General features: G+C 39.0%; 19 protein-coding genes and 2 tRNA genes. 9 read left to right on the top strand and 12 right to left on the bottom strand.

What is annotated here, in order from left to right:
- The first annotated feature begins 83 nt into the window (after nucleotides 1-83).
- The 7 genes from ATE92_RS07845 (at nucleotide 84) to ATE92_RS07815 (ending at nucleotide 6,932) form a co-directional block, all read left to right on the top strand.
- Nucleotides 84-1,142 (top strand): 3-oxoacyl-ACP synthase III family protein, encoded by a 1,059-nt coding sequence (locus ATE92_RS07845; RefSeq protein WP_100803175.1) that lies wholly within the window; start codon nucleotides 84-86, stop codon nucleotides 1,140-1,142.
- Between the two features lie 3 nt (nucleotides 1,143-1,145).
- On the top strand, nucleotides 1,146-1,667 hold the full coding sequence (locus tag ATE92_RS07840; protein ID WP_100803174.1) for a methyltransferase: 522 nt from the start codon (nucleotides 1,146-1,148) through the stop codon (nucleotides 1,665-1,667).
- On the top strand, nucleotides 1,668-2,525 hold the full coding sequence (locus tag ATE92_RS07835; protein WP_100803173.1) for a glycosyltransferase family 2 protein: 858 nt from the start codon (nucleotides 1,668-1,670) through the stop codon (nucleotides 2,523-2,525). It begins immediately after the preceding gene.
- Nucleotides 2,526-2,584: 59 nt separating this feature from the next.
- Nucleotides 2,585-3,673, top strand: coding sequence for an alkaline phosphatase (locus ATE92_RS07830; RefSeq protein WP_100803172.1), 1,089 nt, complete (start codon nucleotides 2,585-2,587; stop codon nucleotides 3,671-3,673).
- A 73-nt stretch (nucleotides 3,674-3,746) separates the two neighbouring features.
- On the top strand, nucleotides 3,747-4,484 hold the full coding sequence (locus ATE92_RS07825) for an ABC transporter permease (protein WP_100803171.1): 738 nt from the start codon (nucleotides 3,747-3,749) through the stop codon (nucleotides 4,482-4,484).
- Complete coding sequence (locus ATE92_RS07820) at nucleotides 4,484-5,248, top strand: ABC transporter ATP-binding protein (protein WP_100803170.1); 765 nt, start codon at nucleotides 4,484-4,486, stop codon at nucleotides 5,246-5,248. The genes ATE92_RS07825 and ATE92_RS07820 overlap by 1 nt, the downstream gene beginning before the upstream one ends.
- 70 nt (nucleotides 5,249-5,318) lie before the next feature.
- Nucleotides 5,319-6,932, top strand: coding sequence for an FG-GAP-like repeat-containing protein (locus tag ATE92_RS07815; RefSeq protein ID WP_100803169.1), 1,614 nt, complete (start codon nucleotides 5,319-5,321; stop codon nucleotides 6,930-6,932).
- Nucleotides 6,933-6,979: 47 nt separating this feature from the next.
- Here ATE92_RS07815 and ATE92_RS07810 read toward each other — a convergent pair whose 3' ends face one another.
- From ATE92_RS07810 to porU, 9 genes are all read right to left on the bottom strand, one after another.
- The gene (locus tag ATE92_RS07810; RefSeq protein WP_100803168.1) at nucleotides 6,980-8,392 is read right to left on the bottom strand and encodes a DUF389 domain-containing protein; all 1,413 of its coding nucleotides are present in this window, start codon (nucleotides 8,390-8,392) and stop codon (nucleotides 6,980-6,982) included.
- Between the two features lie 48 nt (nucleotides 8,393-8,440).
- Nucleotides 8,441-9,520 (bottom strand): mannose-1-phosphate guanylyltransferase, encoded by a 1,080-nt coding sequence (locus ATE92_RS07805; protein WP_100803167.1) that lies wholly within the window; start codon nucleotides 9,518-9,520, stop codon nucleotides 8,441-8,443.
- A gap of 4 nt (nucleotides 9,521-9,524) precedes the next feature.
- On the bottom strand, nucleotides 9,525-10,121 hold the full coding sequence (locus ATE92_RS07800; RefSeq protein WP_100803166.1) for a SprT-like domain-containing protein: 597 nt from the start codon (nucleotides 10,119-10,121) through the stop codon (nucleotides 9,525-9,527).
- Nucleotides 10,122-10,123: 2 nt separating this feature from the next.
- Nucleotides 10,124-10,804, bottom strand: coding sequence for an SDR family oxidoreductase (locus tag ATE92_RS07795; protein ID WP_100803165.1), 681 nt, complete (start codon nucleotides 10,802-10,804; stop codon nucleotides 10,124-10,126).
- A 73-nt stretch (nucleotides 10,805-10,877) separates the two neighbouring features.
- Nucleotides 10,878-12,527, bottom strand: coding sequence for a pyruvate dehydrogenase complex dihydrolipoamide acetyltransferase (locus ATE92_RS07790; protein WP_100803164.1), 1,650 nt, complete (start codon nucleotides 12,525-12,527; stop codon nucleotides 10,878-10,880).
- Between the two features lie 2 nt (nucleotides 12,528-12,529).
- Complete coding sequence (gene pdhA / locus ATE92_RS07785) at nucleotides 12,530-13,528, bottom strand: pyruvate dehydrogenase (acetyl-transferring) E1 component subunit alpha (protein WP_100803163.1); 999 nt, start codon at nucleotides 13,526-13,528, stop codon at nucleotides 12,530-12,532.
- 103 nt (nucleotides 13,529-13,631) lie between these two features.
- Nucleotides 13,632-14,114, bottom strand: a complete 483-nt coding sequence (cdd, locus tag ATE92_RS07780; RefSeq protein ID WP_100803162.1) for a cytidine deaminase — start codon at nucleotides 14,112-14,114, stop codon at nucleotides 13,632-13,634.
- A gap of 4 nt (nucleotides 14,115-14,118) precedes the next feature.
- The gene (gene porV, locus ATE92_RS07775; protein ID WP_100803161.1) at nucleotides 14,119-15,285 is read right to left on the bottom strand and encodes a type IX secretion system outer membrane channel protein PorV; all 1,167 of its coding nucleotides are present in this window, start codon (nucleotides 15,283-15,285) and stop codon (nucleotides 14,119-14,121) included.
- A 34-nt stretch (nucleotides 15,286-15,319) separates the two neighbouring features.
- Entirely contained in the window at nucleotides 15,320-19,219 is a 3,900-nt protein-coding gene (gene porU, locus ATE92_RS07770; RefSeq protein WP_232729134.1) for a type IX secretion system sortase PorU, read from the bottom strand.
- A gap of 212 nt (nucleotides 19,220-19,431) precedes the next feature.
- Between porU and gldJ the strand changes: the two genes are divergently transcribed.
- Together gldJ and murF are read left to right on the top strand one after the other, a co-directional pair.
- On the top strand, nucleotides 19,432-21,111 hold the full coding sequence (gldJ, locus tag ATE92_RS07765) for a gliding motility lipoprotein GldJ (RefSeq protein ID WP_100803159.1): 1,680 nt from the start codon (nucleotides 19,432-19,434) through the stop codon (nucleotides 21,109-21,111).
- A gap of 74 nt (nucleotides 21,112-21,185) precedes the next feature.
- A complete protein-coding gene (murF, locus tag ATE92_RS07760) occupies nucleotides 21,186-22,466 on the top strand; it encodes a UDP-N-acetylmuramoyl-tripeptide--D-alanyl-D-alanine ligase (RefSeq protein ID WP_100803158.1) in 1,281 nt (426 codons plus the stop codon).
- Nucleotides 22,467-22,749: 283 nt separating this feature from the next.
- On the opposite strand, the gene ATE92_RS07755 is transcribed toward murF, so the two are convergent.
- The 3 genes from ATE92_RS07755 to ATE92_RS07745 all read right to left on the bottom strand — a co-directional run bounded on the left by ATE92_RS07755 (nucleotide 22,750) and on the right by ATE92_RS07745 (nucleotide 24,568).
- Nucleotides 22,750-22,824, bottom strand: a tRNA-Val gene (locus tag ATE92_RS07755).
- Between the two features lie 385 nt (nucleotides 22,825-23,209).
- Nucleotides 23,210-23,284: transfer RNA gene (locus ATE92_RS07750), tRNA-Val, on the bottom strand.
- Between the two features lie 66 nt (nucleotides 23,285-23,350).
- On the bottom strand, nucleotides 23,351-24,568 hold the full coding sequence (locus ATE92_RS07745; RefSeq protein ID WP_100803157.1) for a folylpolyglutamate synthase/dihydrofolate synthase family protein: 1,218 nt from the start codon (nucleotides 24,566-24,568) through the stop codon (nucleotides 23,351-23,353).
- Nucleotide 24,569 lies beyond the last annotated feature (1 nt).

Below are 24,569 nucleotides of genomic sequence, written 5' to 3'. Positions count from 1 at the left end.
TAATTAAAAATGTTTTGATTTACAACAAAATAAGGATGTTACCTTAGGACTTTTCAGTAATTTTGTCAAAATTTTTAAGTACAATGGGAGTTACAATCATAGGTATAGGCAGTTACATCCCCTGCGGGGTTGCAACAAATGAAGAGTTTGGGAATCATAACTTCTTCAATGAAGACGGGTCAAAGTTTGGATATGAGAACGATGTTATTATTGAAAAATTTAAAGCGATTACCGGCATTGCCGAGCGACGCTATATTAAAGATGATCTAACGACTTCAGACATTGCTTCTCTGGCAGCGCAAAAAGCCATAGATGATGCGAAAATAGACAAAGAAGAACTCGATTACATAATTGTCGCGCATAATTATGGTGATGTGAAACACGGAGCGGTGCAGAGTGATACGGTTCCCAGTATCGCTTCCAGAGTAAAACACATTCTAAAAATAAAGAATCCTTATTGTGTAGCTTACGATATGCTGTTTGGTTGCCCGGGTTGGGTCGAGTCCATGATTCAGGCAAACGCTTTTATCAAATCGGGGATTGCAAAAAAATGCCTGGTAATTGGCGCTGAAGCACTTTCACGTGTAGTAGATCAACACGATAGGGACTCGATGATTTACAGTGATGGAGCAGGGGCTGCTGTTGTTGAACACAAAGAAGGTTCCAGCGGAATACTGGCACATAAAAGTGCAACTTTTACGTATGATGAGGCGCATTTTATATATTTCGGAGAATCGAACAATCAAGAACTCACGGACGCCCGACGCTATATTAAAATGTATGGGCGAAAAATATACGAATTCGCTTTAAATAATGTTCCTTCAGCAATGAAAGACTGTCTTGATAGTAGTGGTATTGCTATTACCGAAGTGAAGAAAATTTTTATTCATCAGGCTAATGAAAAGATGGATGAAGCTATTATGAAGCGTTTCTACAAATTGTATGGGGTAGAGGCTCCCGAGGGTGTGATGCCAATGACCATAGACAAATTAGGGAATTCGAGTGTGGCGACTGTCCCAACTTTATACGATTTGGTGGTTAAAGGTAAACTCGAGAATCAGGAAGTAAATGAAGGAGATATAGTATTGTTTGCCAGCGTGGGAGCGGGTATGAACATCAACGCAATTGTTTATAGAGTGTGATTTATGTATGACGGAAAGATTCCAAAAAAAAGGTACAAACGAACCCTCCAATTTTTAAAAGAAGTTGTCCCTACATCCCAAACTATTCTAGATTTAGGCGTGGTCAATCCTTTTTCTGAAATCATGAAAGAACACGGATATTCGGTTACAAATACCCGGGGTGAAGATTTGGATTTGGATACTTCGGCAGTGCAAACGAACGAATACGACGTAATAACAGCCTTCGAGATATTTGAACACCTTATCTCTCCTTTTAATGTCCTTCAGGATTGTAAGGCGAAAAAATTGGTTGCTTCTGTTCCTCTAAAATTATGGTTTGCCTCTGCTTATCAAAGTAAGACCGATGAACGCGACAGACATTATCACGAATTTGAAGATTGGCAATTTGATTGGTTACTCGAAAAAGCCGGCTGGCATATTAAAAAACGTGAAAAGTTTACCAATCCAATTAAGAAAATTGGCATTCGACCTATCCTGAGACGATTTACGCCCAGATACTATCTGGTATACGCCGAACGTATTTAAATGAATTTTTACGTCATCATACCTGCCCATAACGAAGAAGCATTTCTTGCCCAAACCCTTCAATCGTTGGTGGAACAGACTGTGCTTCCGAAAAAGATAGTAGTAGTCAACGACAATTCTACCGATGGGACACAACAAGTCCTGGATTCATTTACTGAAAAATATGATTTTATTTCAAGTGTTTTCAAATCTTCTGCGGCAAAAAACACTCCCGGAAAAAAGGTAATCGAAGCTTTTAGCAAAGGATTTGAAAGTTTGGATGATGCATTTGATGTAGTTTGCAAATTTGATGCAGATCTTATTTTTCCGAAGCATTATCTTGAATCCATACAGCAAATTTTTGAAGCCAATCCACATTGTGGTATGGCGGGTGGTTTTTGTTATGTTGAAAAGAATGATTCCTGGAAATTGGAAAACCTAACCAATAAAGACCACATAAGAGGAGCTCTAAAAGCATATCGCAAAGAATGTTTTGTGCAAATTAATGGATTGCGCAATGCCATGGGTTGGGACACTGTAGATGAACTTTTAGCAAAATATCACGGGTGGGAAGTCAAAACAGATACTTATTTGCACGTTAAACATTTAAAACCTACGGGCGCCTCCTATTCGAAAGCTTCAAAATACAAACAGGGTGAAGCATTTTATACCATGCGTTATGGCTTTTTGCTAACCGCGATTGCTTCGGCTAAATTAGCCTTCAGAAAAAAAAGTATTTCGTTCTTTTTACATTCTCTTCAAGGGTATAGAAAAGCATTACAACAAAACAAAGAATTTATAGTTTCAGAAGAAGAAGGAAAATTTATAAGAACACTGCGTTGGAACGCCATAAAAAAGAAACTCTTTTTAAAGTCATAACATACTATTAACCTCCACAAAATACTTTCTTTTTATCTTTACCCTACAAATATTGCAACATGTATAATTGTATCCCCAAATTGTTTTTTATTGCCATCTTTTTTACACTAATGGGTTACCCCCAGAATGTATCGGCTCAACAAACTATTATTAATAACAAACCGAAAAACATTATTCTACTCATCGGAGATGGGATGGGCTTGAGTCAGATTTCGGCAGGTTTTTATTTTAATGAAAATCCGTCGAATTTTGAACGATTTTCCGTAATAGGGCTTATTAAAACATCGGCCTCAGATGATGTAGTAACCGATTCGGCCTCGAGTGCTACCGCCTATGCCAGCGGGGTTAAGACATACAACGGAGCCATTGGCGTTACTCAAGATACCCTCACCATAGAAACAATAGCTGAGTATGTTTCAAAAAAAAATGTGGCAACAGGAATTATTGCCACCTCTTCCATCACCCATGCAACGCCCGCCTGTTTCTATTCACATGTAAAATCCAGAGGTATGTATGAAGAAATTGCCGAGTTTTTACCATCGAGCGGGATCGATTTCTTTGCAGGCGGTGGCTTGCAATTTTTCAATAAACGAAAGGACAAAAAAGATCTTGTTGAAGAACTAAAAAAGCAAGGTTTTGAAGTTACCACCGGCTCCCTGCCACAATCATTGACCAAAGACAAACAGGCCATTTTATTGGCTAATAATTCCATGCCAACCATACTGGAAGGTCGGGGAGATTTTCTTCCCAACGTTACAAAAATGGCAATCGAGTCACTTTCTGAAAATCCAAATGGTTTCTTTCTAATGGTGGAAGGGTCGCAAATTGATTGGGGAGGACATGACAACGACGCTGCCTATCTCATCGCAGAACAATTGGATTTTGAAAAAACCATAGGCGTTGCTTTGGATTTTGCCAAAAAAAATGGCGAGACTTTAGTCCTGGTTACGGCAGATCACGAAACGGGAGGTTTTACTCTTGCGACCGACAATGGCGACTACAGCAAAATTAAGCCAACCTTTTCTACCACGGGACATTCCGCTACACTAATACCTCTTTTTGCTGAAGGACCCGGCCGGGAACTCTTTGGAGGAGTTTATGAAAATACTGAAGTATATCATAAAATAAAGGCACTTTTTTCGAGATAACTTCAAAACATCCGCGGAAATATTTCGGAGCACACTCGGCTAATTTTGTTACTTTAGCACAAGCAAATTATCTATGAAATATTTTAAAGATATTGGTTCTTATTTTATAATGCTCAGACGAGTATTTAGCAGCTTCACAAAAAGATCGGTGTTAAAAGAATTAATATTCAAAGAAATTGATGATCTCATCATTGGTTCTATGGGTATTGTGGCATTTATATCCTTCTTTGTGGGAGGTGTAATAGCCATACAAACGGCCCTAAATCTTGACAATCCGCTGCTCCCAAAATCTCTTATTGGTTTCGCAACAAGACAGTCAATTATTCTCGAGTTTGCTCCTACCTTTATGTCTATCATCATGGCAGGGAAAGTAGGTTCATTTATTACTTCCAGTATTGGCTCTATGCGAGTGACCGAGCAGATTGACGCACTAGAGGTCATGGGTATCAACTCACTCAATTACCTGGTATTTCCAAAAATTGTTGCCTTAATGATTTATCCTTTTGTTATTGCAGTATCTATGTTCCTCGGAATTTTAGGGGGATGGATGGCAACAGTCTATGGAGGTTTTGCAAGTTCTAACCAGTTTATATCCGGTTTACAGGAAAATTTTGATTCCTTTCATCTTACCTACGCCTTTATTAAAACTTTCATCTTTGCTTTTATCTTAGCTACAGTCCCCTCATGGCAGGGCTATTTTATGAAAGGTGGCGCACTTGAAGTCGGAAAAGCAAGCACCAACTCCTTTGTTTGGACCAGTGTACTAATTATATTGGCCAATTACATTGTAACACAACTTTTATTAAGCTAATGATTCAGGTAGAAAACATACATAAAAGTTTTGGCGAAGAAGAGATTTTAAAAGGGATCTCCACCACTTTCGAAAAGGGTAAAACGAATCTTATCATTGGGCAAAGTGGTAGTGGAAAAACAGTATTACTGAAATGTCTCATAGGCTTGTTTAAACCCGATGAAGGGCGCATTTTTTATGAAGAAAAAGCAATTCAAGATATGAATGATGACGAACAACGAAGCTTACGGGAAGAGATTGGGATGCTTTTTCAAGGTGGAGCTTTGTTCGATTCTATGACTATCGAAGAGAACGTTATGTTTCCGTTACGAATGTTCACCACTCAGAAGAAAAGTGAAATGTTGGCACGAGTAAACGAAGTGTTAGCACGTGTTAATCTCGAAAACGTCAATAAAAAATATCCCGCAGAAATCTCCGGTGGAATGCAAAAACGAGTTTCTATTGCACGAGCTATTGTAAATAAGCCAAAGTATTTATTCTGTGACGAACCCAATTCGGGTTTAGATCCAAAAACAGCTACCGTAATCGATAACCTAATTCAGGAAATTACTCATGAGTACAATATAACAACCATTGTAGTTACTCACGATATGAATTCGGTAATGGAAATTGGTGAAAATATAGTCCTGTTAAAAGACGGCATCTTAGTTTGGCAAGGCACCAATGAAGATATCTTTAAAACTAGCGACGAAGATGTCACGAACTTTGTTTATTCTTCCGATTTATTCAAAAAAATAAGAGATATACAAATTAAGGAGCAATAATTTTGCCTGCTAACCTTGTGCTAATCAAATATTTTAAGTTATTTTTAAAACTTCTAAAAACATTCATATTATGAAAAACAACTTACTTATTGGCATCGCGTTGTTGTGCGGTGCATCCCTAATTGCCCAGGTCTCCTTTATAAATACCGGCGGGTTATTAGGTAATTATCCCGATTCATCTGAAGTAGCAGTCGATATGAATGGTGATTATCTGGATGATTACGTTCGTGTAACTGACGGTGGAATTGGTATTGATTATCAACAAGCCGACGGAAGCTTCGTTTCAACCTTTATCGCCATGACGATTGAGTATCCTCCCAATTGGAGTGTTGCTGCAGCTGATATAGATAAAAACGGGTACAATGATTTAGTATTGGGTAACGGATCTCGAGTTGCATTTTTATTTGCAAATAATGACGGTACCGATTATATTTTAGATCAACAAAATGAGTACATCTTTAGTCAGCGTTCTACCTTTGCCGACATAGACAATGATGGCGATATTGATGCCTTCGTTTGTCATGATGTTGATGAAAGTCATCCGTACAGAAATGATGGCGGACAAACAATGATTTTAGATCAAAATCTAATTCAAACTTTGGACAGACCCGGAAATTATGCAGCTATTTGGGTAGATTATGATAACGATGGCGATTTGGATATGTATCTTACCAAATGTAGAGGTGGTGCACCTCCGGGAGATGAAAACCGTGATAATGCCATGTATACGAACAATGGTGACGGAACTTATACCGAAAATGCCTTAGACATTAATATGAGAGACAATGCTCAATCCTGGGCTACTGTTTTTGAAGACTTTGACAACGACGGTGATTTCGATGCCTTTATAGTAAATCATGATTTCCAAAACCGATTAATGGAAAATGATGGCACCGGAATGTTTACAGACGTTATTGCAGCTAGCGGAATTGACGCTAACGATCTGGGGGCTTGGGAAAATCAAGCCGGGGATTTTAATAACGATGGATTTGTGGATATTTTTTCTGAACTGTCCAAAGAGTTGTACATCAACAATGGCGATATGACCTTTACCGGCATCAATTTGTCTTTTGACGAAGGTGCTATTGGTGATTTTAACAACGATGGTTTCCTAGATGTTGTTAACGATGGTGATCTTTGGTTAAATCAAGGAAATTCTAACAACTGGGTAAAAGTAGGTTTGGAAGGCGTACAAAGTAACACCAATGGAATTGGTGCTCGTATCGAAATTTATGGAGACTGGGGAATGCAAATTCGTGAAATCCGTTCAGGGCAAGGCTTTAGTCATATGAATTCTCTTTTAGGACATTTTGGAATTGGAAGCAGTACTTCTATCGATCAAATGATTATTCGCTGGCCTTCCGGAATTGTGGATACTTTTAATAATCCAGATCCTAATACCACTCACATTATTGTGGAAGGAAGTGGAACTTTGGCAGTAACCGACTTTGAGAAAAACGGAATCGGCATGTATCCGAATCCTACCCGTGATATGCTAAACTTTTCATTAAAAGGATTGGAAAACACTCCAATTTCAGTTATTGACGTAAACGGAAAAGTAATTCTAAAAACAAAAATATCTGTTCAAAACAATCTGGATGTTTCTTCTCTACAGTCAGGTGTATACTTTATTCAACTTGAAGTTGAAAAACAAACAGTGTCTTATAAGTTTGTGAAGAATTAATTCGCACAAAACTACCTAATAAAAAAGGAGCCGTTCGGCTCCTTTTTTTATGGGTATTCCACGACGCTGAGCGTATCCAGTTTCATTTTAAATTTAAGCCATGCTTCCAATCGCTGCATTTGCTCCTTCTTACTTCTTGTCGATACGTTTCTATTCCATTTAACATTTATAACGGGTAGCGTGTCCGTCTTCTTGAAATTGGTGGTAATCTTGCTGGAGTAACTAAAGGTTTCAATATCCTCATAATTAATCTTCACTTCTTCACTTAAATCCTTAAAAGGAACATTATTTATCTTCAAATTGGCAATTTCGTTTTCTAAAAAAGTAATTCTGGAATCCTTATCCTGCAATAGTTGTTCGTTCTTTACATATAAATCTTCCAAAATTCCGGCCTTTACCTCGTTCGATAATTTTGCAGCCAACTCCCCGCTTTGGTCGGTACCCTGATAAACGCGTAAACGCACCTCTTCTAACTTTTCCGTTTCTTTAAGTTGCGATATCCAGCTAGTAATCTCATCGTTTGGCACCGGTCTTCCAATAAGGTAAATCGCAATCTCTTTCGTTTTGTAATCTTGCGTAAATTTAACTACTTCGGCTCCATCGTACCGAACCACATTTTTAATATAATCTTTGGTTCTGTTTTCAAAAACCTGTTCATCTAAAAGGTTGATAAATAAATAGACACTGGGTACCATTACAACCAATGCAATTAGAGACGCAAACTGAGCAATACGCTTACGGCGTTTGGAATTGGCGTAACGTACCAAGGGGAAACGCAATAGTTTTGACACAATAAATGTGGACAGGGCGATAAAAACCGCATTGATAGAGAAAAGGTAGATTGCTCCTCCGGCATAACTCAGATTTCCTATCGCCAAACCATATCCTACCGTACACAATGGCGGCATAAGAGCGGTCGCGATAGCCACACCAAATATTACACTGGCTATGGTTCCACTTTTGGTTTTAGCCACGATCAAAGCCAATCCACCAAATATGGCTACCAAAACATCTAAAATAGTTGGATAGGTACGTGCTAATAATTCGGGTGTTTCTTCGGTAAGTGGTGATAATTTAAAATATAAAAAAGCAGTTAAAACACTTAGAAAAACCATTACTCCCAAATTGATTAACGATCGTTTTAATGTTTCAACATCGTTAATTGCTACGGCCAAGCCAACGCCAACAATAGGCCCCATTAAGGGTGATATTAACATCGCACCAATAACCACGGCCGTACTACTTACGTTAAGCCCAATGGAGGCGACAAAGATTGAAAATATTAAAATCCAGGCTGTATGCCCTTTAAACGGAATATCTTTCTTTACGGCTTCAATGGTTGCATCCCGGTCTGTGTCAATTCGAATATCGAGCAATTCGGATAGAAATTTTTTAATTCCAATCCAAGTCGTTAACCTCGAATTTTCTATGGGTTGGTCTTGCTTCGTATTTTCAGTCATCTTTTGTTGCTTTTGCACTCAAATAAAATGGCAGCATTGTGTGTTTCCTTACGTATACTCGTTGCCAAATGTATCGGATATTTCCTTTGATAAATTCTTTATGTTTTGTTCCTTTTCCTTCGGATAAATAAGTAATACATTTTCTTTGTCTACAATAATATAATCACTAATTCCTTCAATCACTACAAGCTTTTCCGAAGCTGTATAGATCATATTTCCCATTGCATCTTTAAGATGAGGTGTTGCTCGCACTACAGCATTCTGTGATGCATCAGTGGTCATTTTATCATGGAGTGCTCCCCAGGTTCCCAAATCGTTCCAATCGAAGCTTGCCTGCTTTACCAAGACATTGTCCGATTTTTCCATAATAGCATAGTCTATCGATATATTTTCCGCCTTTTCGTAATGTGTTGCGACAAATTCTTTTTCATTATCCGTATTATAAAACGGAGATCCGTCTGCAAAAAGTGTATACATTGTAGGCGTCTCTTTTTGAAAAGCCGCTGTAATACTTTCTACACTCCATAAAAAAATACCTGCATTCCATAGAAAATTCCCTTCAGCTATAAATTGCCTGGCAGTTTCATAATCGGGTTTTTCCCGAAACTGTTTCACTTTTTTAATTGAATTATCACTGCTTTTATCACTTTCAATATAACCATAACCTGTATTTGGAAAAGTAGGTTGAATTCCCAAGGTCATCAATATATTGTCCTCCTCACATGCTTTAAAACAGGTTTGAACATCTTCAATAAATGCTGCCTCATCTTCTATCCAATGATCGCTGGGGGCAACTAACATAAGTGCATCGGGGTTCTCCTTTTGAATTTTTAAAGCCGACATCAGAATACAGGGTGCGGTGTTGCGCATAGCAGGCTCTAAAACAACTTGTTTTGTTGTAATTTCGGGCAACTGACTCAATGTTAAATCGAGATACCTGTCATTGGTTAGTATATAAATATTTTCGGCAGGAACAATGGCATTTAATCTTGAGAACGTCTTTTGCAACAAAGTTTGACCTGTCCCTAACATATCGTGAAATTGCTTCGGAAATTCTTGTGTGCTTACCGGCCAAAATCGAGAGCCAATTCCCCCGGCCATAATTACGGCGTAATAATTAGTATTCATTCATTTATTTTAAAAATTCCACTTCGGCATTGGGATTAAAAAGGTACAATCGACCTGTTGCAACTTCCAAACATTCATAACGTTTTACTCTCTTATTCCCTCGCTTAAAAACCTTTCCATTGTACAATTTAAACAAGCCATCGTAAGGAATTTCAAAGATATAGTTTTTATCATTGGCAGGATCGTACTGCTTTAACGCGAGCGACAAACGCGCATCGGTATCACTGGTTGCCTTCGGATTTTTAAAATGAAGTGCCAGTAATGGCAATAATTGATTCGGAAATATTTCGGGGCGAATAAAGGGCAACATTAACTGTTGAAACGTCATCTTCCACTCTCTCCCATGAGGCTTAATACTTCTGCCAAACTTTGTAAAGGCCACCAAATGCGCAATCTCATGCACCAATGTAATTAAAAAACGATACGGATTCAAATTGGCATTCACCGTTATTTGGTGTTGTCCGCTAGGCAATTTCCGATAATCTCCGTGACGTGTTACACGCTCATTCACTATTTTTAGGTGGACATTATTCATTTTAATTAGTTCGAACACGGTTTGTACCGAACCTTGAGGGATATATTTCTCTAGAATACTTGTCATGCCTACGGAGTTGAACTTGAAACCTGTAATATTTTCCCGTTATAAAAGTTGTTTCCATTAAGTGAGAAATCGTAGATATAGGCTGCCATTTCTGAAGCTGTAACCGGTGCTTTATAACCGGGAAAGGCTTCCTGCAGCATTTCAGTTTGAACAGCTCCCAAAGCCAACACATTAAAAGCAGGCCCGGTTTCCTTGTATTCTTCGGCCAACAACTCTGTAAGCGCTATTAATGCGCCTTTACTACTGCTGTACGCACTCAGTCCCGGAAATTTTAAACTCCCCTGTATACCGCCCATACTGCTTATATTCACTACGTGTCCGTCTTGTTTCATAAATGGGAGAACCACCTGAATAATAGAAACCACACCAAATACATTCACATTGTAGGATTGTTTAAAATCTTCAAGTTTTATTTCTGAAAAAGATTTATTGACCAGATACCCCGAATTATTAATCAGAATAGCAACTTCATCCCAGTTTGCTTTTATAAATTCTGAAACTTTTGCAATATCATCACTCTTAGTAAGATCACAGGAAATCGCTGTACAATTTTGAAGCTTTAAATCGGTAATTGGTTTTGCATTTCTGGAAAGTGCCAATACATTGTATCCGGCACTCGAGAACAACTTGACCAATTGGAAACCAATGCCTCTGCTGGTCCCTGTGATGATAATATTTTTCATAATCTAAAGATACATAAATCCCGCTATTTTCAGGTTTTCTGAAGATAGCGGGATTGCTTAATTTTTATTAAAATTATACGAACATGGTCACAGGGTTCTCAACATACTGACGCAGTGTCTGTAAAAATTGAGCTCCTGTGGCTCCATCGACCGTACGATGGTCGCATGCCAGTGTCACCGTCATGGTATTTCCAATTGCGATGGCACCATTCTTTACTACGGGTTTTTCTACGATGGCTCCTACAGATAGGATGGCCGAATTAGGGGTGTTAATGATGGAGGTAAACTCTTTAATTCCAAACATCCCTAAATTGGAAACCGTAAAAGTACTTCCTTCCATTTCCTGCGGTGTTATCTTTTTGGTACGTGCTTTTCCGGCCAGTTCTTTCACTTGCGCACCTATTTGCGAAAACGTCATCTGGTCCGTAAACTTCAATACCGGAACCAAAAGACCTTCATCAACTGCAACGGCTACGCCTATATGAATGTGCTTGGCAATTCGGGTTGCGTCGCCGGTCCATTGGCTGTTCACCTGCGGGTGTTTGCGCAATGCCATGGCACACGCTTTTACAATCATGTCGTTAAACGAAATTTTTACGTCCGGATCTGCATTTATCGCATTTCGTGCAGCAATGGCATGATCCATGTCCAACTCAATCGTTAGATAATAATGAGGTGCTGTGAATTTTGATTCACCCAAACGTTTCGCAATGGTTTTACGCATTTGCGAATTTTTTATTTCCTCGAAACTTTCTATTCCTACCGGGATATATGCCTGTCCGCCGGCTGCAGAAGGTTGGAAATTCTCCACATCGCTTTTTACAATACGGCCATTTTCACCACTTCCCTGCACCTGATTGAGCTGTATTCCTTTTTCTTCGGCTATTTTTTTGGCAAGTGGTGAAGCAAATATTCGTTTGCCATCATTAACCGCCTGAGGCTGCGAACTTGAAACAGTATCTTTCGATTCGGCTTTTGGTGTTTCTTTTGTTTCTTCTGAAGACTTTTCAGGTTGTTTTTCTGAAGCCTTTTCTGAAGCCTTTTCTGAAGCTTTTTCGCCACCTGATCCTTTAATTCCTGAAACATCCGTTCCTTTTGGTCCTATGATTGCCAATAACGCATCCACCTTTGCAGTTTCTCCTTCGCCAATACCAATTTTCAACAAAGTTCCCGAATAGAACGATTCGAATTCCATTGTGGCCTTATCGGTTTCAATTTCAGCCAAAATATCACCTTCTTCAACAGTGTCACCTTCCTTTTTTAACCAGCTGGCAACGGTTCCTTCTTCCATGGTATCACTCAAACGAGGCATATTAATCACCTGAACCCCTTTGGGAAGTTCTTCCGCCTTTTTCTCGGAAGCTTCTGAAGTAGCTTCTTCCTTTTCTTCGGATTTAGGAGAAGCTGGCTTTTTTTCTTCTTTTTTTTCTTCTTTCTTTTCAGAAACAGAACCGCCTCCGTTAATCAATTCACTTATATCTTCACCTTTTTTTCCTATAATGGCTAACAGGGTGTCAACCTTTGCAGTTTCACCTTCAGCAATTCCAATATGAAGTAAAGTTCCTTCGTGAAACGATTCGAACTCCATCGTGGCTTTATCGGTTTCAATTTCAGCTAAAATATCACCTTCAGCAACAGTATCACCCACTTTTTTAAGCCAGGTTGCCACAGTTCCTTCTTCCATGGTATCACTCAATCGGGGCATGTTAATTACTTCTGCCATAACTATAATTTGTGAGGTAAAAACGGATAATCTTTTTGTTCATAAACCGTGTCGTACATAACATTCTTTTCGGGATATGGCGATTCTTCAGCAAACTTTTCACATTCGGACACCAAATCTTTTACACGCTTGTCAATTTTCTTAATATCGGCTTCAGTAGCCCATTTGTTTTTATAAATATGGTGCAAAACATACGAAATAGGATCTTCCTCCTGCTTTTTGGCAACCTCTTCTTTGGTTCTGTAATGTTGTGCATCACTCATGGAATGACCCCTATATCGATAGGTACGTATCTCCAGGAAGGTAGGTCCGTCACCGCGTCTGGCTCTTTGAATGGCTTCATCCATCTCCTTCGCGACCACTTCGGGTTTCATTCCGTCTACCGCTTTGCTGGGCATTTCGTACCCTAATCCGAGTTTGTAAATATCGGTATGATTAGCAGTGCGTGCTACCGAAGTTCCCATGGCGTAACCATTGTTTTCAACACAGAAGACAACAGGTAATTTCCACAGCATCGCCAGGTTAAAGGTCTCGTGTAAAGATCCCTGTCGAGTAGCTCCGTCACCCATATAAGTTAGCGTAACCGCATCATTGCCTTTGTATTTATCCCCGAATGCCAGGCCGGCACCCAATGGAATTTGTCCTCCTACAATACCGTGCCCTCCGTAAAAACGGAATTCTTTGGAAAAAATATGCATGGATCCACCCAAACCTTGAGAAGTCCCGGTTCCTTTTCCATACAACTCGGCCATAACACGTTTGGGGTCTACCCCCATCCCAATGGGTTGTACGTGGTTACGATAGGCCGTAATCATTTTATCCTTTGTAAGGTCCATCGCATGCAAAGCACCGGCCAGTACAGCTTCTTGTCCGTTATACAAATGAAGAAATCCGCGCACCTTCTGATTGATATATACCTGTGCTAATTTATCTTCAAACTTCCTCCAAAAGAGCATGTTTTCGTACCAATCTATGTACGTTTGTTTTGTAATTTTTTTCATCTATTACTTCTAATAATTCTTGTGAGAATGGATTGCACGAATAACAAAAATACTATATTCTGAAGGACTACAAAACAGCATTCCTCTAAAATCACCTAAATAATTACAGATAAGAACTATCGAAGATGAGCGGTAATATATCTTTTACCGAATTAGCTCTTACAACCTTTCCCTTTTCGCCCATAAAATAGATTGCAATGGGGCTCTTTTGCTTCACCTCATACTCTGCCAAAGCTTGTCGACAAGCTCCACAAGGAGGTGTTGGCACAGTTACGGTATGATTTAAAGATCTTGCTGTAATTGCCATTGTGGTAATGGTCTCATTGGGAAAATTGGATCCCGCATGAAAGACTGCGACACGTTCTGCACACAAACCGGAAGGAAATGCGGCATTTTCCTGATTGTTTCCTGTGATAATTTCTCCGCCGGCTAACTGAAGCGCAGCACCAACCCTAAAATGTGAATAAGGCGCATAAGCATTTTCACGTGCTTGCTGCGCCTTATTAAGAAGTTTTTGAATTTCTTCAGGCAATTCCGACATAGAGTCGAAAATGTCTAAATGGGCTTCAATGATTATTTTTTTCACACCATTAATATTCGTCGTACTCGTCTCCAAAGTTGAACGTTAAGCCAAATCGAAGGGTTCCTTCCAACGGACTTCTAACTTTCGAAGTGGAAAATAAGTAAGAGATATCTATATTGATGGCAGTATATTTAAATCCTGCTCCAAGAGAAAGGAATTTTCTTGATCCTTTGTCATCGCTTTCATTAAAATATCCTGTACGGAATGCAAAAACATCCTGATACCAATACTCTGCACCTATCGCCCATGTGAATTCTTTCAATTCTTCACTAAACCCGTCGGGAGCATCTCCAAACGATTTAAACATCCCTGAAAAAAAGCTGATACTTTCGTATTCCTGATCGTCTAAAGCATCGATATCACCATCACCATCAAAATCCTGAGGTGTTGGAACTAACAATTTGTTTACTTCAATAGAAGTACCTATTTTATTGTATTCATCTAAAATGAAGTCGAATCCACCACCTAAAGCAAGGTTTGTAGGCAGGTTGTTCTCTTGCCCGCCGCTGTCGTATTTCAATTTTGGCCCAATATTAGAAATATTAAAACCGGCTCTCCAGCGTCCGTCGAAATCATTATAGGCTATTTCCTCACTCTGGTAATATCCTGCTACATCAACAGCAAAGGTACTTGCCGCTCGGGCATCTTCATTTGAAGCTTGTATCTTAAGATCAGATCGTATGTATCTTCCGGCTACAGCCATCGCAATACGATCGCTTAATCGTAACGAATAAGAAAGATCAAAAAGCATCTCATTTGGTTTAACTACCAAGGGTTGTTGATCTGCCGTTTCACGTAATTCGATATCTCCTGTGCTAAAGTATCTTAAACTGGCCCCAACTGCACTACGCTCGCTAATACGGTTATAATACGTTAAATTTCCAAGAAATATATCGTTTACTAAATTACTTAGATATGGGGTATAGGTAACTCCAACTCCTTGTTTTGAAATAGCAAATGCATATTTTGCAGGATTCCATTGTTGTGAAAAAGCATCGGCTGAAGTAGTAACGCCAATATCTCCCATCCCCGCTGAACGTGCGTCTCCGGCAATTAACAAAAATGGAACAGCCGTAGTTATCACTCTCTGTCCGGAAGTAGGATCTACTCCTCCTTGCGAAAAGGCTTTAACTACGCAAAAACAAATGAGAATTGGTATAAGAAATTTCTTCATGAGGTATAAATTTTGACAAATATAATTTTAATTTTTAAAGGATAACCAGTTTTTCAAATTTTTCAACTCGCTGATTGGTTAACGTAGATTTAACTGTAATCTTATATACATACACTCCTTTTCCTATTTTATCGCCGAAATCGTCCAAGCCGTTCCACACAATATCTCTGGATAAGAAACCATCTGTATTGATTATTTGATTTTTGGTCCAAACTACTTTTCCGGTGACGGTAAATACCTGTACCTGGACCTCGAGGGGCTCAAAAGGACGGTTGTGATTGAACCAGAATTCGGTATAATTTACGAAGGGATTCGGATAATTTAAAACTCTATCAATCGCCAAAGTATCATCTCCCGCAACGATAAACTGAATGTCTGCAGTAGAAGAATTATTATACACATCCCAAGCTTTAAACGTAAGTGTGTGCAGACCTACTTCGAGGTCACGAAGTCTATAGGTTGTTTTCCCTTTGGTAAAATCGTCTACTTCGGCCTGATAATATTCATTAACAACAATTGGGTTGGTTTCGTCACCATCCAAAATAGCTATCATATCATGTCCAATTCCACTTGCTGTGTTTATGCCGTTCTCATCCTCCAGTTTTGCGATTAGAATTGGAGAATCGTTTGTAATACCCCCCGAAACAAAACTTTCATCGTTCATAAAAAGTCGTATTAACGGACCTTCGTTATCTTCCGGCGCATTTTCATTGAGCCCTCCCACTTTTATATCTAAATTAACTCCGGTTTGATCTTCAAATTCATTGTCACGTTGAGCGTATAGACTAACTCTTCCGTTATCAACCGGGATTTGGGCATCTCTCGGAACTACAAATTCAAATTCGAATGTACCGTTTGTTACAGTAGCCTGTCCATTAAATAAGCCTTCACCGAGTGTTATAAAATCGAGTATAAGCAAATTTCCGTTTCCATCTCTAATTCCATCGTTACCCAACGTACTTCTTTGAACATTTTTATCGTAGACCTTGGCTTCCAGTACTCCGTTATAATTGGTTAAAACCGCGCCAAATTCATCGACAACCTCTCCTTCCATTGTAACTCTATCCAACGCCTTTATAGGTTCTGTTACTTGAGCTAATGGAACTCCATTTAACGTTGTAATGCGAATATTTTTTTTCGGGAAGGCTAAGTGTAAGGCCGGATCACCAATAAAAAAAATAACTCGACGTGCATCATCGCTTATTAAATTTTTTGAAACCCGAAGGGCTTCGGCAGGCGTCTCCGGAACATTTACTCCAAAGCCAAATAATTCGGATGCCAATGTTTGATTAAAACGCACTCCAAGATCAACGCCAATCGATCTGGTTGTAGTTACCAGGCATATTGCACCTCCTTCTTTGTTCCAAAAGGTTAATTCTCCGGCAGTGATTCGTAATGGGTTGTCAAATTTTGTAAATTCACAGGTAACCGTAACAATACAGGGATAATTGTCTTTATTTCTTAAATCGGTAGCAACTTCTTTGGTATAAATAAATTCCTTGGCCAGGCCATCTTCACCTCCATGACCGAAATAATTAACAATTAAGGCACCTACTTCTATCGCGTTTTTAATGGCCTCCTTCACTTGGGGATAGCGGTTACCACCTGCAGATGTTTCCTGCTGATAGGCATCGGTATGTATTTTTTTTACATTTATAAAGGGTTTTTGAGCAGAAATTTCATCTCCTAAGGCATCTAAATTGCCTTCAAGTTCCGTAAACTCATAAGTTTCGTCCACATCATCGGAGATTAGCACAAAATTAGTTCGCCAATTTCCATAGGATTGCTTGGATAAATAGTTCTTAATTTTATCGACCATTTGATTTGCCAACAATACATTATCGGCTAAAATCCTTCCTACTGCCACATCCAACTTATCGACGTCATTTAAATTATTACCCGTGATAGGATCCGGCACTTCTCCTCCAATTGTACCTTCGTTTATATCTAAATTCCCGTAAAAGTCATCAGACATATAAGATGATAAACTGTGCGTACTTAATAGTCTTTCAAAGACCGGGACTATATTATTGTTGTTTGCAAGTCGATTTTTATAATCGACCGAAGCATCCCCAAAGAGACAAAGGTATTTTACACGTTTATCGGGAGAAGAAGCATTTTCATATACATATCGAACGAAATTGCGAATGGCACTAATATCTTGTTTCCCCGAACTAAACTCTTCATAAATTTTATCGGTGGTGACCACCTTAACATTTAGCCCGTTTAAATCCTTATGAATATTTGCCAGCCGAAGTGCTGGTTGAATTAAAAAAGGAGGTGATATTATTATATAGTCTATATCTTTAAAATTCCCTGATTCATCATTGAAAATAGTTCCTTTTAAATCCTGATTTCCAACAACACTTTGATTACCTCTTATAGGGCTAAAAAAATCATTTGGGTTGACCGCTACGTAGTTTCGAAGCTCTCCCAATGTTGTTTTAAACTTAAAGGTATCGGCATTGGCTTCGTTTTGTTTTGCTGAAATTGATCCGATGTTTGTAACATCCCAAACTTGAGAAAACTGAGTTGCATTAGTTAATTGATACTCTCCTACTCCTGAAAGGTTTTTTGCTTCATTATATCGAAACTGCAATTGCCCGGAAACCCCGGTCAATCGTCTTAATGCTTCCACTCGTATATAGTCCAAATACCCAACACTTGAAGGATTCCCACTATTGTTATAAGTTAAATCGATTGTAACAGTTTCGCCCGAAGCCGGAATTACAACACTACTTGAAGTATTAAATCTAGCAGATGAAAAAAGTTGAGTACCCCCTATCGTGCCAAAAACAAGCGGATTCATGGTAGCACCATTTATAGAAACAGCCATTGACGTACTTGTCTCTGATGCTGAAGCAACTTTTATAACTATATCGAGAGGGGCTCCGCCAACTATATTCGGAAAATCGAACTCGTACGATTGCTCACTTTCTATATCAAAACGATTTCCATACCAGCGTCTGCCAACCTTTCCGGGGCTAATTTCGTTTACCTCGTGGAATTTATAATCATTAAATTGGTCGATAAATACAGTTGCATCTTGTGTTGGTTCATTCAAGGCTTGAACTCTAAGTCCCGGCGACCCGTCTGCAGTTACATAGTAATAAGTCTCATCGGAGTAAGGATTTTCATGAGTGTCATTTTGCGCGTCATATCCCAAAGAGCCAATTCCATAAAAAAGTATATAATCTCCATTATCGAAAGAACCGTCGGCCTCACCAACTACCTGAATGGAATTTTCCGGAAGATCTAAAAAAGTATTCAAACTGTTTAAAAGTGGTAATGACTTCCCACCATGACCATAAATTTTAAGGTTTCTGGGATTTATTCCATTGGTGTTCATGCCTAAATCTTCCAAAAAACCCTTATCTACTTTATAAATACCGGTTTTATCAATTTTAAACTTATACCAATTTCCGGTAGCCAGCACCGAACTATTGATTGCCATTCTAGGACTTGCACCGATGCTGTTATTAAATGTGTAAGAAACGCTAAAGGATAACACTTTTTGAAAACCTGCACCCGTTTTTACAATGGGTGAAATGGTAACAATTGTATATATAACCTCACGGGCTCTGGAACTACCTATGCTATAAGAAAGTGTTTGGGGCACTACACTCTTATCAATTTTGCTAAGTTCTTCAGAAGTTAAAGTACCGTACTTTATATTGGAAATGGTTAGAGAATTTGGATTTGCAAATCCATTATCTTCCCATTGATGGCGATAGCTTATAGAATTTCCGCTAAGGTTTAAATTTATACCGGCCAGATATTTATCCCGATCATTTGAAATACTTTTCTCTTTTTTTATTTGACTTTCACCCTTCTTTTGAACAGCTTCCCAATCAATTGTTATATTCTTAGTTTGCGCCAACATGCTGAATGGCAGCACAATCACACATAATAAAAGTAAAATTCTTCTCATCATAACTAGTAACGCTTCAAATATACACTTAGTATGGTGGTTTTTTTAAAGTTTTGTATAATATTGCACCTGTATAATAATTCTCGAACTAAGACGTTTAGTAGGAGGTCGGAATTATGTACCCGAACCTTACGGTGCATTAATATGTAAAATATTATTGCGCTTTTATCGTTAATTGTTATATTGCGAACCCAATTTTTTCATATTTTGAAACTATGAACTTTAGAAAAAACCTAGCATTACAGCTATTTATTGCAGTAGTTGCAACTTCCTTATTGATTAGTTGTAACAAATCTAGAGACTACAAAAGCAGCTCCAGAGCGACCGGATGGAAAATGAACGCCAAAGAAGGCGGTTTCCAGTACAATCCGAAAGCCAAAGAGCAGGAAACCGGTCCGGGTTTAGTGTTTATTGAAGGCGGAACCTATACCATGGGTAGAGTTCAGGATGACCCGATGCACGACTGGAATAATTCCCCCAATCAACAACACATTCAGTCATTCTATATGGATGAAACCGAAGTGACTAATCTTATGTATATGGAATACTTGGATTGGATAAAGAGTGTTTTTCCTCCGAGTGATGAAAATTTCAGAAGAATTTATGAAGGTGCGGTTCCCGATACATTGGTTTGGAGAAATCGTTTGGGATATAATGAAGTAATGACAAACAACTACCTGCGTCACCCTGCCTACGCCGATTATCCCGTAGTAGGAGTGAGCTGGATTCAGGCTGTAGAATTTAGCAATTGGAGAACAGATCGTGTAAACGAGTTGATTCTTGAGCAAGAAGGTATTACCTCGAGAAATGCACGATATGATGTAGAAGCCGGACAAACATTTAGTACCGAAACTTATTTAAATTCGCCAACACTTACTTATGGCGGAAATGACTCTATTACCCGTGGTGGTAAAAGATCTGAATCATTAGTTAAGAAAAGCAAAGACAGCACCAATTTATACATACAACGAAAGGACGGTTTACTAATGCCGGATTATCGCTTACCAACCGAATCAGAATGGGAATATGCTGCACTCGGACTAGTTGGACTGCGTAGTTACAATGTATACAGAGGTAGAAAGAAATATCCTTGGGATGGGCAATATACCCGTTCAGGTGAAAGAAGATCACGTGGTGATCAATTGGCCAACTTTAAGCAAGGTGATGGAGATTACGGTGGAATAGCAGGTTGGAGTGATGATGGAGCTGATATTACCGCTGAGGTTAAATCTTACGAGCCAAACGATTACGGACTGTATGATATGGCAGGAAATGTTGCCGAATGGGTTGCAGATGTATATCGCCCTATCGTAGATGATGAATTTAACGATTTCAACTACTACCGTGGTAATGTTTATACCAAAAACGCCATCGATAAGGATGGAAAAGTAAAAGTGGTTACAGCAGATTCTATCGTATACGATACATTAAGTAACGGAAAAATTGTCGCAAGAAACTTACCGGGTGAAATTTTACAAGTCCCTGTAGATGAAAAAGAAACTTATTTAAGAACAAACTTCTCAGATAGTGACAACCGTGATTACCGTGATGGAGACAAACGCTCTACACGATATTACCAAAGTTTTGGCGGTGATGACGTCGAGTCTGAAGTTGAAGATACAAAGCGAATGTACAACTCACCAAAACATGCTGTTTATGCAGATAGTCTTGGATCTTTAGATCGTCAGTACGATAAATCATCAAGCAGAACTACTCTCGTGGACAACGAAGTAAGGGTTTACAAAGGAGGTTCTTGGAGAGACAGAGATTACTGGTTGGATCCGGCACAAAGACGCTATTTCCCACAGGATATGGCTACAGATTATATCGGATTTAGATGTGCGATGTCCAGAGTAGGATCAAAATCTAAAAAAGGCAAACGCCCTAGAAATTAAAAAAACATAGTTTCAATAAAAAAGCCCCCTTTGAAGAAGTTTCAAAGGGGCTTTTTTTATTACTTTTATTTTATATGAATATAGAAACGCTGTATCCCTTTTTTACACAAAGTACAGGTATTTGTACAGATACCCGCTCCATTAAAAAAGGTTGCCTGTTCTTCTGTTTGAAAGGCGATAACTTCGACGGGAATAAATTTGCACAAGACGCATTAGATAAAGGAGCGCTGAAGGTAATTGTGGATAGTGAAGAATTTCACAAATCGACAGGAGAAACCATTCTTTGTGACGATTCACTTACCGCTCTACAAGAATTAGCTGTCTATCACCGACAAAAAATTAAAACTCCTATCGTAGCTTTAACCGGAAGCAATGGTAAAACCACTACTAAAGAGCTTATCGCAGCCGTGCTCTCTCAAAAATTCCATACGGTTGCCACCCAAGGAAATCTGAATAACCACATAGGTGTACCACTAACATTGCTCTCTATGGATCCTACTTCCGAAATTGCAGTAGTTGAAATGGGCGCTAACCATTTGAAAGAGATTGAACACCTGTGCAACATCGCCTCACCGGATTACGGCTATATCACCAATTTTGGGAAAGCGCACTTGGAAGGGTTTGGGAGTATGGAAGGCGTCGTTCAAGGAAAGACCGAACTCTACAAGTACCTTGAGAGATACAATAAAATGGTTTTTGTGAATGGTAATGATGAAACACAGCTAAAACATTCAAAGAACATCAAACGCGTTACTTTTGGTGATTCTGAGCAAGATTGCCACATTAGTTTGGAAGATGCTTCAGAAAGGCTGCGTGTACGTTACAAGAGCATTGAAATGCAAAGTAATCTTGTTGGCAAGTACAATTTCAATAATATAGCCGCTGCAATCGCAATTGGGGATTACTTTCAAGTCACTCCCGAAAAAATTAAAATCGCTATCGAAGGTTATATCCCTTCCAATAATCGGTCTCAACTCATTGAAATAGGAGCCCATAAAATTATCTTGGACGCCTACAATGCAAATCCCACCAGCATGATGGCTGCTCTGGAAAATTTTAAACAGGCCGAAGGTGACACTAAAATTCTATTTCTGGGAGACATGTTCGAATTGGGAAATGAAGCCGAAACAGAACATCAAGAAATTGCTTCATTTTTAGCCGAAAATTCGATTGGAAAAACCTTTTTAATTGGAAGCAATTTTTATAAGACGCGGGCAGAATCACCTCACATTCAGAAATTTGAAAACTTTGAGCAGCTCAAGAAATATCTTTCAAATACATCTATAGCGCCATCGCATATACTTATAAAAGCATCCCGGGGTATGGCCTTAGAGCGAATTTTGGAGTTTTTATAATTCGTGATTTATCCTAAAATTCGGATTACCTTCGGTGATCCGGAATAAACCCGCGCCTGCAAATAGAAAATACAACATGCTGCGCATGCTGTTATTTTTTAATTTCCTCTGACCGGATTACCTTCAGTGATCCAGAATAAACCCGCGCCTGCAAATAGAAAATACAACATGCTGCGCATGCTGTTATTTTTTAATTTCCTCTGAACCTCTAAAACTTCGTTTTTCGATTCCTCGAAAATTAAAAAATCCATCAGCCTTGCGCTGATGGATTTTCTGCTTGATGTGGGTCATACTGGATTCGAACCAGTGACTTCCACGTTGTCGACGTGACACTCTGAACCAACTGAGTTAATGACCCTGAAGAGGCAAATATACTATAAAAGCACATTTGGAAAAAAGTATTTTTTTTGCAATTCTACAGGTTATTCGCTCGGGATTTTCGAAATGGTTTTGGATTACTCACGTGATCCCTAACTTGAAACCACTCCTGCAAAAAAAATCCCATGCGCTAATGCGCATAGCGATTTTTGTTTTCTTTAATCCTTCGAGCTCCTCGCTCGGGATTTTCGAAATAGGTTTGGATTACTTACGTGATCCCTAACTTGAAACCACTCCTGCAAAAAAAATCCCATGCACTAATGCGCATAGCGATTTTTGTTTTCTTCAATCCTTCGAGCTCCTCGCTCGGGATTTTCGAAAACAAAAATCCCGATGAGAAATTCTCAACGGGATTGTCCTTGATGTGGGCAATGAGGGATTCGAACCCCCGACCCCCTCGGTGTAAACGAGGTGCTCTGAACCAACTGAGCTAATTGCCCTACTCGTTAGCGGTTGCAAATATAAGTTAGTTTTTAATTCTCACAAACAATTACTTCAAAAAAATGCTATAAAACTTCAGCAACAACAAAGGTGCTTCCTCCAACATAGATTAGATCGTTTATCGTTGCATTTTTCAAGGCCTCCTTATAGGCTAATACCACCGATACATAGACTTCACCATGCAGTTGAAAAAGAGCTGCTTCCTTTTGTAAAATTTCTTCAGGAAGACCTCTCGGCACATTGGGTTTACAAAAATAATAGATCGCTTCCTTTGGAAATAATGAAAGCACGCTTTCTAAGTTTTTATCGTTTACAACACCCATTACAATATGTAATTTATTATAAGATTGTTCCTTTAACTGCGCCAATACAATTTCTAATCCTTCCTTATTATGTGCTGTGTCGCAAATTACTTTAGGCATATCCTTCAATTGCTGCCAACGACCCATGAGACCGGTGTTTGCAATCACGCTCAACAATCCTCTTTTGATGTTTTCTTCAGAAATATTCCAACCCTTCTTTTGTAAAGTACGCAAGGTAGCTAACACTGTTTTCTTATTCTTTTTCTGATAAATCCCTCTAAGGTCAGACTCATACTCCAAATGCGTTTCCTTATCTGCAAATACAATTGGAGCTCCCTTTTCTTCAGCAATTTTTTTAAACACATGCAAAGTTTCAGTTTGTGTTTCACCAATAACAACAGGAATATTCTGTTTAATTATTCCTCCTTTCTCCGAAGCTATTTTAGCCAAATCGTTTCCTAAAAATTGTGTGTGGTCCAATCCAATATTGGTAATTACCGACACTTCGGGAATGATAATATTTGTACTATCCAATCTTCCGCCCATACCAACCTCGACAACTGCAATATCTACTTTTTCTTTTCTGAAATAATCGAAGGCCAGGCCGACCGTCATTTCAAAAAATGACAACTCTCTAGTTTCGAAAAATGCACTGTGTTTCTGCATAAAACCCGAAACGGTTTTCTTAGGTATAGTCTTCCCGTTGATGCGAATGCGTTCTCTAAAATCCTTCAAATGAGGGGATGTATACAATCCCACCTTGTATCCCGCCTCCTGAAGCACCGAAGCGAGCATGTGACTGGTAGATCCTTTTCCATTGGTTCCGGCAACGTGAATACTCTTAAAATGTCGCTCCGGATATTTTAGGTGTGCAGCAAGTTCCCGGGTATTTGTCAAATCGGCTTTATAAGCCTCCTTTCCAATACGCTGGTACATGGGCAACTTGGCAAACAACCATGATATGGTCTCAGAGTAGTTGATG

The organism is Ulvibacter sp. MAR_2010_11 (genome assembly GCF_002813135.1).
Classification (GTDB): domain Bacteria; phylum Bacteroidota; class Bacteroidia; order Flavobacteriales; family Flavobacteriaceae; genus Altibacter.
The sequence above is the reverse complement of the archived record's forward strand: the minus strand, read 5'-3'. Positions and strand labels throughout refer to the sequence as shown.